A 13,615-nucleotide genomic window follows, 5' to 3' on the forward strand; every position below is an offset into this window, starting at 1 on the left:
TCAATTTCAATTACAAAATTCAATTTTTGATTAAATAGATTTCTTACGGTTGCTAAAAATCCAATTTTCTTCTATTAGCTTTAATCTCACCAGCTTTCTTTTTTTCTTGTAAACGTTTTTCTTTGGCTGATTTTGATACCGTAGTTGCTTTTCTAACTTTTGGTACTTGTAGTGCTTTTTCTAATAAGTCAAAAAAACGTTGGGTGATAATTTTTTTGTTTTTCAACTGACTTCGGTCCTCGTCACAAGTTAAAATCAATAAGTTTTCTTGAGAAATTTTACTTTTTAACTTCGTTTGTACTCGAGTTCTTTCTTCTTCATTTAATCCTAAAGTTGAAAACACATCAAATATCAATACCATTTTTGAAGCGACTTTGTTTACGTTTTGTCCACCAGCGCCACTACTTCTAACCGCTTTGAAGTTAAGTTCTGAAAGCAATACCTCTTTATTCATGATTGGGTTGATGTGCCGGTTTTAATAAGTCATTCACTGTTTTTACAGGATTGAAAGTTGTGAGTGGTACTTCAACAAAAATAGTAATCCATTTAGCCATGGCGCCATTCCACAATCCGGGTAGTTCAAAGGCTTTGATTGGTTTTCCGTTTTTAGTTTTTTCTGTAATAAACGCGGTATCAGGATCAACAAATTTGGTTAAATCAAATTTATTTCCTCTAAAGTCTTTAATGCCACAAACTAAATCAACTGGATTAAAATGAGTAGAATTTTTAAAAATTTCTCGTTGTTTTTCATTTTGTAAATCCACTTGAGAGGATTCGACTATTTGCAGGGTTTGACGACCTTTGCTGTCAATTACCCAAAACGGTCCGCCACCTGGTTCACCTTCATTTTTTACCATTCCACAAACTCGAATAGGTCGGTTTAAAACTTTAATTAAATACTCGCGTTGGTAATTTTTCTGAAACATTTTAAATTCGTCTAACAAAGGCATAGACAAACGATGTTCAACAAAATCTTTTATTTCATGAATTGTAGTTTCAGTTATATTTTCGTTTTGTAATTCACTTAGATAAATAAAAATTTGCGTTTGTAATTCCAGTAAAATTCCACCTAATATTTTTTTGTTTTCAATACCCGTTTTAATGTTGTTTTGCGCCACATTATCAATGTTTTTTATAAAAATTACATCTGAAGTTAATTGATTTAAATTGTCAATTAGCGCACCATGACCACCCGGTCTAAAAAACAATTCATTATTTTCAAGTCTGAAAGGTAAATTGTTTGCCTCAACAGCAATGGTATCGCTGGTTTGATCTTGGTAGGAAAAAGTAGCGTCAATATTGTTGTATTTACTTAAAATCGATTCAAAATGCGCTTGAAATTCTTTGGAAACAGTAAAGTGAATTTTCGATTTTTGATTCTCTTTTTGATAAAACTCACTTTCAGTTACATGTTCATCAATAGGTGTGTGAATTTCACCGTTCTTAACATGAAAGGGTAATATGCCTTTAGGTTTGGAAGCAAAATGTAAGCCTTCCGGACTTAATAGCGTTTTTATAATGGCATACACCTTTTGATCAGAAGTGTATTTGTTATATTCAGGAAAAAGTTGTTTCGTTTTTTCTTTTAATTCTGGATGAAAAGGGAAATTGCGAATACCTACAATAAAAATATTTAAATTAGGATCGTTAAATTTATTGATATAGCTCGTAATAGTATCTTCGTCTGGATTAAAATTATTTAAAAACTCATTTAAAAACTGAAACATTCTTGTAGCAGCACCAGAGGCTGGAACAAATTTTTCAATAACAAATTTAGTTTTATTGGAATCGAAATAGTCAACATAATGTTGTTGTTCTTTTTCGTTCAATTTCCAAATACCCTCATTAATTGTAGCTGATTTATATAAATTAATTTTAGGAATACCATTTTTAAAATAATGCAATTGCTGCATTATTTTATCTAATGAATTCCCTCGTTCAACAATGTATTTTAAATCTGCTTCGCTAAATATTTTCTCCATTCTAAATATGCTAATAGTGCCAAAATTGTAAATATTACATATTGCAAGGCTAACATGCCGTATCCTCTATGTAAGAATAAAGGAACTGCAATAGCATCGCCTATGATAAATAAGGTCCAATTTTCAATTTTCTTTAGCGCCATATACCACATAGCAGTAAAGAATAATCCAGATGTAAAAATATCAATATAATTGGGAATTTCAAGATGGTAATCAAAAAAAACATATACACCATAGGTGATAATTGCGGTTATAGCAAAAATACCTAAACCTATAATTTTTTCTTTTTTATTGGTGCGCGTAATTTTTAAATCGGGTTGGTTGGTTTTTTTCGACCATTTGTACCATCCATAAATACTCATTACAGAATAATAGGTGTTTAAAATTACTTCACCATAATAATGGGCAATGTATAAAAGATATACGGTTATTACAGTACATACTAATCCAGTTGGGTAGGCTAAAACATTTTCTTTTCTGGCGTATATCACACTGATAATTCCAAAAACAAATACTATTGCTTCTGCTGCAATTTTCCAAAGAGGCACATTTTTGTATTGGTCAATTAAAAATTCTAACATAAAGGTGTGAAAAAATTAGAATCATTTTCAAAAGCAGTTCCAATTACCACTAAATCAGCGCCGGCTTCAAAAATGGTGTCAATCGTATTTAAATCTCGGATGCCACCGCCAACAATTAATGGGATGTTTAGATTAGAAGAAATGTAAGTAATCATATCCGTTGGTACAGGTGTTGCAGCCCCACTGCCAGCTTCTAAATAAATGAGTTTTTTGCCCAGGTATTCTCCAGCTTTGGCGGTTTTAAAGGCTAATTCAATATTGTCTTTTTCAATTGGAAGGGTTTGACTGACACGTTGAACGGCCGTTTCTTTTCCGCCCTCAATCAAAATGTAGCCAGTAGGGATAATTTCTAATACACTATTTTTTAAAAGTTCTACAGAATTGATATGATGTTCAATAAGGTAATCCGGATTTCTACCTGATAATAAACTTAAAAATAATAAACCGTCTGCTTCTTGTGATATTTGAGAAGGATGGCCAGGGAAAATTAGAATGGGTAATTGACATTCTTTTTTTAGTTCACGAATTAAAGCGTCTATTGAAACTTGCTCAACTATACTTCCTCCAATAAAAATATGTGTAGCTGGGGATTGATTAATTTTAATAACTAAATCAGAAATTTGTTCAATTGCTGTTTTATCAGGATCAATTAAAATTGCCAAAAGTTTTTTATTCTCTTTTTTGGCTGCTACTATGTTTTGATAAATCGTCATTATTTTGGCTTTGCGCACACAAATATAAAACTTTCTATTTCATAAAATTGAAATGAAAAAGATTCGTGAATCGAGTTGAAATGTAAATGTGCAGAGCCCGATTTGTCTTCTAAAGTAAAAGAATCTTCCGAGATATGGTCTGGAAAACTAATGCCAACTTCATTTTTAATCTTAAAAATAGCTTCTTTAACACCCCAAATTACAGTAGCTTTTTTGGTTTGCTTTTCAATTGATAAATCCTCTAAATGAGTCACATCCATAAAACGGGGAGCAATACGCAATACTTTTTCTTTCACTTTTTCTAAATCAACACCAATAATTTCATCTGTACTTACACAAATACTTGAAAATTCATGGGAATGAGAAATAGAAATGTGTTTAATTTTAGTACTTGTAATGGTGTTATTCGTTTCTAAATGCGGTTTCCCTGTCGCATCATAAACCAAATCAAAATCGGTGAAGCCAATATGTTGCACCAACATTCGCACACCTAAAAATCCTTTTTTATGTTCAATGGATTGCATGCCTTCCAGTCTTTTAATTGAGCTGTCTTTTAGTAAAACTTGATCGAATAAATCTTCTAGTGTTTCAGAATTTTTCCAAAAATAAGCTGTTATTGTTGGACTTATAGAAATAGAACTATGAAATGGCATGCCGCTTTTATATAGTGTTTAAAATTAGATGATTGTATTTCAAATATTTACAATGATGAACAAATCATAAAAATTACGTTAATATTTAGAAAATACAAACTTAAGTTGTAAATTTGCACCCTCAAATTTAATAAAATTAATTAGTAAAAATAATGAGTACAAAAACAATTCCGTATGTACCATACAAAGTTAAAGATATTTCTTTAGCAGAATGGGGAAGAAAAGAAATTACATTAGCAGAAGCTGAAATGCCAGGATTAATGGCTATCCGTGAAGAGTATGGTCCAAGCCAGCCTTTAAAAGGAGCGCGTATTGCTGGATGTTTACATATGACCATTCAAACTGCTGTGTTAATTGAAACATTAGTAGCTTTAGGTGCAGATGTTACTTGGTCTTCTTGTAACATTTTCTCTACTCAAGATCACGCTGCTGCTGCTATTGCTGCTGCTGGAATCCCAGTTTATGCTTGGAAAGGTATGAATGAGGAGGAATTTGATTGGTGTATTGAACAAACATTATTCTTTGGTGAAGATAGACAACCATTAAACATGATTTTGGATGATGGTGGGGATTTAACTAACATGGTATTTGATAGATACACTGAATTAGTTGAAGGAATTAAAGGTTTATCTGAAGAAACAACTACAGGTGTTCACCGTTTATACGAAAGAATGAAAAATGGTACATTATACATGCCAGCAATTAACGTAAACGATTCAGTTACTAAATCTAAATTTGATAACAAATACGGTTGTAAAGAATCTGCAGTAGATGCTGTTCGTCGTGCAACTGATGTAATGTTAGCAGGTAAAAGAGTAGTAGTTTGTGGTTACGGAGACGTAGGTAAAGGTACAGCGGCTTCATTCCGTGGAGCAGGTTCAATTGTTACAGTTACTGAAATCGATCCTATTTGTGCATTACAAGCGGCTATGGACGGATACGAAGTGAAAAAATTAGATACAGTAATTGCAAATGCTGATATCGTAATTACTACAACAGGAAATAAAGACATTGTTGTTGGTCGTCATTTCGAAGCAATGAAAGATAAAACTATCGTTTGTAATATTGGTCACTTCGACAATGAAATCGACATGGCTTGGTTAAACCAAAATTTTGGTGCTACTAAAGTTGAGGTTAAACCACAAGTAGATATTTACACAGTTAACGGTAAAGAAGTGATTATTTTAGCAGAAGGACGTTTAGTAAACTTAGGTTGTGCTACAGGTCACCCTTCTTTCGTAATGAGTAACTCTTTCTCTAACCAAACGTTAGCTCAAATTGAATTATGGACAAACGCTTCAGCTTATAAAAATGAAGTGTACATGTTGCCTAAACATTTAGATGAAAAAGTTGCCGATTTACACTTAAGAAAATTAGGTGTTGAGCTTGAAGTTTTAAACGAGGAACAAGCAGCATACATTGGTGTTGATGTAAAAGGTCCATTTAAGCCAGAATACTACAGATATTAATAAGTCATACTGTTCGATAAGTCGAATTCGTATCTGATAATCTAACAAAACCCTTGCAGAAATGTGAGGGTTTTTTTATTGTAAGAAAAAGTTAACTATATTTGTTGAAAATCGTAACAATGAAAAAAATCGTTTTCTTCTTAATCGTATTGGTGTCTTCTTGTAGTATTCAAGTAAATGGGTATTCCGATGATTTTAATAAAGTTTCTGTAGAGAATAAAGCCAAAATTGTAGAACTTAAGTCGTTTAAGGCATTGTCTCCCGATTATATCTATAAAATATCGGGTAAGCAACTGAGAACGGAATTAAGTAAACACGACAAATCAATTGTTTATGTCTTTAAAAATGGATGTACGTCAGACTATTGTAAGCCTATGATGCATTATGAAACGTATGCTAAGAAAAACGGATACCAATTGTTTTTGGTTATGAATGGATATGCACACTTAGACGATACACTGGGTCAAAGAAACTCGTTTGAGAGTCCGTTGTTTGTGATTAATACAGATTATTATCAAAACCACATACGAGCAACTTATACCAAGTTATTTATGCGAGATGTGTTGGCAATTCAATCCGATAAAGAAATACCTGAGAATGGGAATATTTATATTTTTGAAGGCGATATGCTGATAAAAGAAACTAGAGAATTACCTCAATATTAAATTAATTTCACAACTATTTCGTTTTTAATGAATTGATTGTCAGATATTTTTTTGTAAAAATGTAACAAATATTCATTTTTGGCAACAAATTTGTAATCATCAAATCACCCGAGGCGTGCCGAATTGTTTGGAGCGTAGCGGAAAAAATCAACTAACTAGAAGTGTAGGCTTTTGGTTCATTAAAAACGAATAGTCATGTTAAAAAGATTTTTTATTCTTTGTTCGGGAGCGGACAAAGATCTTATTGCCACTTGCTCCGATGGCGAACAAAACAAATATGCCGGTATTGGAGCTACTGTTTTCTTTACTGCTGTTATGGCTTTTATCGCCAGTGCTTATGCCTTATATACGGTTTTTGATAATGTATACATGGCTGTATTTTTTGGCTTCGTTTGGGGCTCGCTTATTTTCAATTTAGACCGATTTATTGTTTCTACCATTCGTAAGAAAGGTAATTTTATGGACGAATTCATTCAGGCGTCTCCGCGAATTGTCCTAGCGATGATTATCGCAATTGTAATATCAAAACCCTTAGAAATTAAGATTTTTGAGAAAGAAATTAATACGGTATTGTTGAAGGAAAAGAATGAAATGGCTATTGCCAACAAAAAACAAGTAGCCGATTATTTTAAAACTGATGTTGATAAAAACCAAGCGTCAATTGATAGTTTGAAGAATCAAATTAAAGCTAAAGAAAAAGAAGTGGCGGCGTTGTATCAATCGTATATAACTGAAGCTGAAGGTTCTGCAGGAACGAAGAAAATGGGTAAAGGGCCTATTTATAAAGAAAAACGTGCGGCTCATGATGCTGCAATAAAGCAATTAGATTCTTTAAAAGTGAGTAGTGCTAAAACGATTGCCGAAAAAGAAGCAAAGGGTAAAATATTGCAAGCCGACTTAGATAAAAAAGTAGCGGATTCTCAACCGATTATTGATGGGTTTGATGGTTTAATGGCGCGTATTAATGCGTTGAATAAATTGCCTTTTTTGCCTTCGTTTTTTATTATGTTGTTGTTTTTGGCTATCGAAACGTCGCCGATTATTGCCAAGCTATTAGCGAGTAAAAGCGAGTACGATTTTAAATATGAAGATGCCGAAATCAGTTATAAAACCCTCATCGAACAAAATGCTTACCAACGCGATTTACAAAAGAAAACCAGCGCCGAAATGTATGACGGTGTTTATAACGATTTACGTGAAGATCAAGAACTTTATGAGTTAAAAAAGAAAAACGCTAAAGCAGTTTTAGAAATGCAATCGCAGGAATATTTGAGTAAGTTTAAGAAAGTATAATTTTGTATGATGCAAAAAAAATCCTGAAGGTTTCTTCAGGATTTTTTATTTTTTAAAGTATACTTTAATTATGCTTCAAATGGAACAACAGATACATAAGATTTGTTGTCACCTTTTTTCTGGAATTGAACAACTCCATCAACTTTAGCATGTAAAGTATGGTCTTTACCCATGTAAACATTTTGTCCTGGGTTGTGCTTTGAACCTCTTTGTCTAACAATGATGTTTCCAGCAATAGCAGCTTGACCACCATAAATCTTAACGCCTAAACGTTTCGATTCTGATTCTCTACCATTCTTCGAACTACCGACACCTTTCTTGTGAGCCATGACGTAATATTTTTAATTGTTATTCTTCAGTTTTTTTAGTTTTTGTTGCTTTTGCTTTCGGTTTTGCTTCTTCAGCACCTTCTGCTACTTCAACGTCAGCTTTTTTAGTTGCTTTTTTCTTAGCTCCTGTTGCTGAAATTCCCTCAATTAAAATTTGAGTTAACGCTTGTCTGTGACCGTTTTTCTTTTTGTAACCTTTTCTTCTTTTCTTTTTGAAAACAATTACTTTGTCACCTTTTAAGTGTTGTAACACTTTAGCTTCTACTGAAGCACCTTCTACAGCTGGGGCGCCTAAAGTGATGTTCCCGTTATCGTCAACTAATAATACTTTGTCAAAAGTAACTTTAGTTCCTTCTTCTGAAGCTAAACGGTGAACAAAAACTTTTTGGTCTTTGCTTACTTTGAATTGTTGCCCTGCTATCTCTACGATTGCGTACATAACAATATGATTTTAATTAATTTTTTAAGTGTGCAAATATACTGCTTTTTATTTATCCTGCAATACACTTACTTTATTTTTTTGATTTTGAGTAGTTCTGTGAAATTTTACTCGCATATTGTAACAAAATCATTTTTTTTTCGACTTATTTTTGAAATGTTATATTTAACTACAAACTTATTATGAAAAAAATTGTAATGGCTTTAGGAACTATGGCTATGCTAGGAAGTACTGCAAATGCACAAAAAGTGGCATTTGAAGAATACGATTTAGAGAATGGTCTTCATGTGGTTTTACATCAAGACAATTCAGCTCCAGTAGTAGTTACATCAGTGATGTATCACGTAGGTGCAAAGGATGAACAACCAAACAGAACTGGTTTTGCTCACTTTTTTGAGCATTTATTATTTGAAGGGACTAAAAACATTGGTCGTGGAGAATGGTTTAAATTGGTTACAGCTAATGGGGGTAACAATAATGCGAATACGACTGACGACAGAACGTATTATTATGAAGTTTTTCCATCAAATAATTTGGAATTAGCTATTTGGATGGAATCTGAGCGTTTAATGCACCCTGTAATTAACCAAATTGGGGTAGATACGCAAAATGAGGTGGTAAAAGAAGAAAAAAGATTGCGTGTAGATAACCAACCTTATGGTAATTTATTAAAAGCAGTTAAAACAAATATGTTTAAAGTGCATCCTTACCGTTGGACAACTATCGGAGAAATGGAACACTTAGATGCAGCTACTTTAGAAGAATTCCAAGCGTTTAATAAAAAATTCTATGTGCCAAATAATGCGGTATTAGTTGTGGCAGGTCAATTTGACTCGGCTCAAGCTAAAGAATGGATTAAAAAATATTTTGGTGCTATTCCTAAAGGTGCTCCTGTAACGAGACAAAAATTTGAAGAGGCGCCTATTACGCAACAAATTAATGCGAAATGGGAAGACCCTAATATTCAAATTCCTATGGTAGTTACAGCGTATAGAACACCATCAATGAAAACACGTGATGCGCGTATTTTAGATATGATTTCAACGTATTTATCTGACGGAAAATCATCAGTTTTATATAAAAAATTGGTAGATGATAAAAAAATGGCGCTACAAGTTTCTGCTTTCAATTATAGTCAAGAAGATTATGGAACTTATTTTATTTACGGTTTACCAATGGGGGCAACAACTACTGATAATTTAGTTAGTGAAATTGATGCTGAAATTGTTAAACTTCAAAATGATTTAATTTCTGAGAAAGATTTCCAAAAATTACAAAATAAATTTGAGAACAACTACGTTAGCGCAAATGCTAGTGTAGAAGGTATTGCTGATAATTTAGCAACGTATTATTTATTATACGGGGATATCAACTTAATTAATACAGAAATTGATATTTACCGTTCAATTACTAGAGAGGAAATTAGAGAAGTAGCTAAAAAATACTTAAATCCGAATCAAAGATTGTTATTGAATTATGAACCAGCTAAAGAAAAAGCTCAAAAATAATTAAATCAAGATGAAAAAGTATATATACGTAGCAGCCAGTTTATTTTTAACAATGACGATGCAAGCACAAGATAGACCTATGCCAAAATCTGGTCCTGCACCAGTGATTAACATTAAGAAGCCTGAATCATTTACTCTTAAAAATGGTTTAAAGGTTATGGTGGTAGAAAACCATAAATTGCCTAGAGTTTCTTATAATTTAACCTTAGATAATTCTCCTTACGCAGAAGGTGATAAAAAAGGTGTTTCAGATTTGTTATCTGCAATGATTGGTAATGCAACGGAATCAATCTCTAAAGAAAAATTCAATGAAGAAATTGATTTTTTAGGTGCAGATATGAATTTCTACGCTTCAGGTGCTTCGGCAAATGGATTGTCTAGATATTCATCAAGAATTTTAGAATTATTAGCCGATGGTGTTTTAAATCCTGTATTTTCTCAAGAAGATTTTGATGCTGAAAAAGCTAAAATTATTGAAGGTTTAAAATCGAATGAAAAAAATGTACCTGCCATAGCTGGACGAGTGGAGAATGTATTGGTTTATGGTAAAAATCATTATAATGGTGAATTTACTACGGAAGAAACGCTAAAAAATGTGAGTCTTCAAGATGTGGTTAATAATTATAATACTTATTTTGTTCCTGCAAATGCTTATTTAGTAATTGTAGGTGATGTTTCTTTTAAAGAAGTAAAGAAAAAAGTAGAAAAATTGTTTGGTGGAGATAATTGGAAAGCAGCTGCGCCACCTGCATTATCTTATAATACGCCAAAAGATTTACAATATTCTCAAATTAATTTTGTGGATATGCCAAATGCAGTTCAATCTGAAATATCATTAGTGAATTTGTCTTCATTAAAAATGACGGATAAAGATTATTTTGCTGCATTAATGGCTAACCAAATCTTAGGTGGTGGTGGTGAAGGAAGATTGTTCCTAAACTTACGTGAAAAACACGGGTGGACGTATGGAGCTTATTCTTCTTTGTATTCAGGTAAATATGTTGGAAAATTTAGATCGAGTGCTTCAGTAAGAAATGCAGTAACAGACAGTGCTGTTGTTGAGTTTTTTAATGAAATTAAAAGAATAAGAACGGAGTTGGTTTCTAAAGAAGAGTTAGATAATGCTAAAGCTAAATACATTGGTAACTTTGTAATGCAAATTGAAAAACCAGCTACGATTGCTCGTTATGCATTGAATATTAAAACACAAATGTTACCTGATGATTTTTATGAAAATTACATCAAAAATATCAATGCGGTAACTGCTGAAGATGTTAAAAATGCAGCTAACAAGTATTTCTTAGCTAACAACACAAGAGTTGTAATCGTGGGTAAAGCGGCTGATGTATTACCAAATTTAGAAGCAACAGCTAAGAAAGAAGGATGGCCAATTTCTTATTTTGATAAATACGGAAATTCGGTTTCTAAACCTGAAGTTAAAAAACCTATTCCAGCTGGAGTTACAGCACAAACTGTTGTTAAAAAATATGTTGATGCAATTGGTGGTGAAAAAGCTTTAGTGGGTGTTAAAACTTATATGTTAGTAGCTAAAGGTTCTATCCAAGGGCAAGAGTTAATGTTGAACCAAAAAGTTTCTACAGCTAAGAAATTATCATTCGTTATTTCTGGAATGGGAATGGAATTGGGTGGTTTGAAAATCAATGATAAAGCTGGATTTGAAATTCAACAAGGTCAAAGAAGAGAAATGGAAAAAGATAAATATGCTGATTCAAGATCACGTGCGGTTCCATTTATTGAGTTAGAATTGTTAAAAGCAAAAGATGTAACTTTAGAAGGTATTGAGTCTTTAGATGGTATTGAAACGTATGTGGTAAAATCAGGTAAGACTAAATATTTTTATGATACAAAATCTGGATTAAAAGTTGCGGAAGAGAAAGAAGTGGAAAGAAACGGTCAAAAATCTTCTCAAACCATTAATTTTGACGATTATGTTGATGTAAAAGGAATCAAGTTCCCTTATAAAATGACATTAAATGTAGGTATGCCTTTAGAGTTTATTACTCAAGAAGTAAAAATTAACGAGGGAGTTACTGATAAAGATTTTGAATAATCCAATCTTTTGATACAAATGAAAGGCTGTCTAAAGACAGCCTTTTTATTTTTTATTGGGTATGTAAACGCCTATTAATATGATTCCTGTTCCAATAATTTGTGCGAGTGAAACTTTTTCATGATCAATAAAACTCCAAATAGTCGCTACAATAGGTATTAAATAAGTAACATTAGAGGCAAATAGTGGTGATGATATTTGAATTAATTTGTAAAAATATATATTGGCTATTCCTGTGCCGATAATGCCTAAAATAGCGACATAAATCAGTGGATGGATTGAGCTGATTGGTAAAAAGCTAGAAGCCATTTGTGGTTCTTTAATTGAGTAGCCTGTGAAATATAAAATAAGAAGAGCAGGAACTAATAAAAAGGTGAAATTGCCAACGGTTATGGCAAAAGGTGTAACGTCTGATAAATATTTTTTTACTAGATTAATGTTACTTGCATAACACCAAGTGGCAATGACTACTAAAACGGCATACCAGTAGTTTTTAGACGGATTTCCTGTTGCGCCAGCATATACTAATATAAGACAACCAATTATTCCAATGCATATTCCTAAAACGTGTTTTTTGGTAAATGTAAGACCAAAGAAAATACTGCCTATAATTAAAGTATTTAAAGGGGTAAAAGAATTGAGTGTTGAACTTATGGAACTGCTAATTTGAGTTTGAGCAAGTGCAAAAAGAAAAACAGGTAATAAATTGCCTAATACGCCTGCAGCAATTATGGGTAGTATTTTTTTCTTTGAAATTTGAAGAAGTTCTTTCCACCCAATTAGTAGTAAAAATAAAGAGGTAAAAAGTATTCTATAAGCGCCGAGTTGGTAGGGGGTAAGTCCACCTTCGAGTCCTTTTTTCATTAGTATAAAAGAACTTCCCCAAACTAAGGCGAGTAGGGAAAGAACTAACCATTTTGAATTTTTTGTTTCCATAGCAAATAAAAAAGGCTGTCTATTGACAGCCTTCAAAAATAGTATATTTTTATAGATTATGCTAAAGCAGCTCTTTTAAATCCAGTTACAGTTAAGTTAGCATCAACAGATTTAACATAAGCAGCAACATTCATTGAAGGTTCTTTAATATAATCTTGATTTACTAAAGTATTATCTTTAAAGAAACGAGCGATTTTACCTTTAGCGATGTTGTCTAACATAGCTTCTGGTTTACCTTCTGCTCTTAATTGATCTTTAGCGATTTCAATTTCTTTCTCGATGATAGATGCATCAACACCGTTTTCGTCTAATGCGATAGGAGCCATTGCAGCAGCTTGCATTGCAACGTTTCTTGCAGCTTCATCACCACCGTCAACTTTAGCAGATAAAGCTACTAAAGTAGCGATTCTGTTTCCAGCGTGGATGTATGAATTTACAAAAGCACCTTCTAATCTTTCGAAAGAACCGATTTCAATTTTCTCACCAATAACTCCAGTTTGTTCCATCAATTTCTCATTAACAGTAATTCCACCAAAGTCAGAAGCTAGGAAAGCATCTTTATCAGCATAGTTTAATGCTTGATTAGCTAAATCAGTAGCTAATTTTACGAAACCTTCGTTTTTACCAACGAAGTCAGTCTCACAGTTTAATGAAATAACTACACCTACCGTGTTGTCAGCATTAACTGCAGCGATAACAGCACCTTCAGAAGATTCTCTGTCAGAACGGTTAGCAGCCACTTTTTGACCTTTTTTTCTTAAGATTTCGATTGCTTTTTCGAAATCTCCTTCAGCTTCAACTAAAGCTTTTTTACAGTCCATCATTCCGGCACCTGTAATTCCTCTTAATTTATTAACGTCAGCAGCAGTAATTGACATTTGTAATATTTTTATAAGTTAATAATTGTTGTTGTAAAAAAAGAAATTCCAATCATTAAATCCCAAATTCCAAATTTATCAAATCAACAACAAATTGT

Annotated in this window: 14 protein-coding genes; 5 read left to right on the forward strand and 9 right to left on the reverse strand. The window is 32.6% G+C overall.

All coding sequences use genetic code 11. The features are described from left to right. Positions 1-52 precede the first annotated feature (52 nt). From arfB to KQS_RS02125, 5 genes are read right to left on the reverse strand one after another with little or no spacing between them, the layout of a single operon-like run. Positions 53-454 (reverse strand): alternative ribosome rescue aminoacyl-tRNA hydrolase ArfB, encoded by a 402-nt coding sequence (gene arfB, locus KQS_RS02105; protein WP_014387559.1) that lies wholly within the window; start codon positions 452-454, stop codon positions 53-55. After that, entirely contained in the window at positions 447-1,982 is a 1,536-nt protein-coding gene (locus tag KQS_RS02110; protein WP_041251958.1) for a DUF4301 family protein, read from the reverse strand. Before KQS_RS02110 ends, arfB begins: the two co-directional genes overlap by 8 nt. After that, positions 1,952-2,563, reverse strand: coding sequence for a nicotinamide riboside transporter PnuC (gene pnuC / locus KQS_RS02115; protein ID WP_014387561.1), 612 nt, complete (start codon positions 2,561-2,563; stop codon positions 1,952-1,954). The genes KQS_RS02110 and pnuC overlap by 31 nt, the downstream gene beginning before the upstream one ends. Continuing rightward, positions 2,557-3,279, reverse strand: a complete 723-nt coding sequence (locus KQS_RS02120; protein ID WP_157868440.1) for a geranylgeranylglyceryl/heptaprenylglyceryl phosphate synthase — start codon at positions 3,277-3,279, stop codon at positions 2,557-2,559. Before KQS_RS02120 ends, pnuC begins: the two co-directional genes overlap by 7 nt. Further along, a complete protein-coding gene (locus KQS_RS02125; RefSeq protein ID WP_014387563.1) occupies positions 3,276-3,929 on the reverse strand; it encodes a 4'-phosphopantetheinyl transferase family protein in 654 nt (217 codons plus the stop codon). The genes KQS_RS02120 and KQS_RS02125 overlap by 4 nt, the downstream gene beginning before the upstream one ends. A gap of 152 nt (positions 3,930-4,081) precedes the next feature. Between KQS_RS02125 and ahcY the strand changes: the two genes are divergently transcribed. The 3 genes from ahcY (at position 4,082) to KQS_RS02140 (ending at position 7,356) form a co-directional block, all read left to right on the forward strand. After that, complete coding sequence (ahcY, locus tag KQS_RS02130) at positions 4,082-5,398, forward strand: adenosylhomocysteinase (protein WP_014387564.1); 1,317 nt, start codon at positions 4,082-4,084, stop codon at positions 5,396-5,398. Between the two features lie 119 nt (positions 5,399-5,517). Then, the gene (locus KQS_RS02135) at positions 5,518-6,063 is read left to right on the forward strand and encodes a hypothetical protein (protein ID WP_014387565.1); all 546 of its coding nucleotides are present in this window, start codon (positions 5,518-5,520) and stop codon (positions 6,061-6,063) included. 195 nt (positions 6,064-6,258) lie between these two features. Beyond that, the gene (locus tag KQS_RS02140) at positions 6,259-7,356 is read left to right on the forward strand and encodes a DUF4407 domain-containing protein (RefSeq protein ID WP_014387566.1); all 1,098 of its coding nucleotides are present in this window, start codon (positions 6,259-6,261) and stop codon (positions 7,354-7,356) included. Between the two features lie 68 nt (positions 7,357-7,424). Here the strand turns inward: KQS_RS02140 and rpmA are convergent, their stop codons facing one another. Both rpmA and rplU read right to left on the reverse strand, forming a co-directional pair. Further along, positions 7,425-7,685 (reverse strand): 50S ribosomal protein L27, encoded by a 261-nt coding sequence (gene rpmA / locus KQS_RS02145; protein WP_014387567.1) that lies wholly within the window; start codon positions 7,683-7,685, stop codon positions 7,425-7,427. A gap of 19 nt (positions 7,686-7,704) precedes the next feature. Beyond that, positions 7,705-8,124 carry a 50S ribosomal protein L21 gene (gene rplU / locus KQS_RS02150; RefSeq protein WP_014387568.1) on the reverse strand — a complete coding sequence of 140 codons (420 nt, stop codon included), beginning with the start codon at positions 8,122-8,124 and terminating at the stop codon, positions 7,705-7,707. 182 nt (positions 8,125-8,306) lie between these two features. On the opposite strand from rplU, the gene KQS_RS02155 reads away from it, so the two are divergent. Further along, on the forward strand, positions 8,307-9,632 hold the full coding sequence (locus KQS_RS02155; protein ID WP_014387569.1) for a M16 family metallopeptidase: 1,326 nt from the start codon (positions 8,307-8,309) through the stop codon (positions 9,630-9,632). A gap of 10 nt (positions 9,633-9,642) precedes the next feature. After that, entirely contained in the window at positions 9,643-11,703 is a 2,061-nt protein-coding gene (locus tag KQS_RS02160) for an insulinase family protein (protein WP_014387570.1), read from the forward strand. A 45-nt stretch (positions 11,704-11,748) separates the two neighbouring features. Here KQS_RS02160 and KQS_RS02165 read toward each other — a convergent pair whose 3' ends face one another. Next, positions 11,749-12,639 (reverse strand): DMT family transporter, encoded by an 891-nt coding sequence (locus KQS_RS02165; RefSeq protein WP_041251959.1) that lies wholly within the window; start codon positions 12,637-12,639, stop codon positions 11,749-11,751. A 56-nt stretch (positions 12,640-12,695) separates the two neighbouring features. Next, the gene (gene tsf, locus KQS_RS02170; RefSeq protein ID WP_014387572.1) at positions 12,696-13,517 is read right to left on the reverse strand and encodes a translation elongation factor Ts; all 822 of its coding nucleotides are present in this window, start codon (positions 13,515-13,517) and stop codon (positions 12,696-12,698) included. Positions 13,518-13,615: the final 98 nt, after the last annotated feature.

The organism is Flavobacterium indicum GPTSA100-9 = DSM 17447 (assembly GCF_000455605.1).
In the GTDB taxonomy this organism is placed as follows: Bacteria; Bacteroidota; Bacteroidia; order Flavobacteriales; family Flavobacteriaceae; genus Flavobacterium; species Flavobacterium indicum.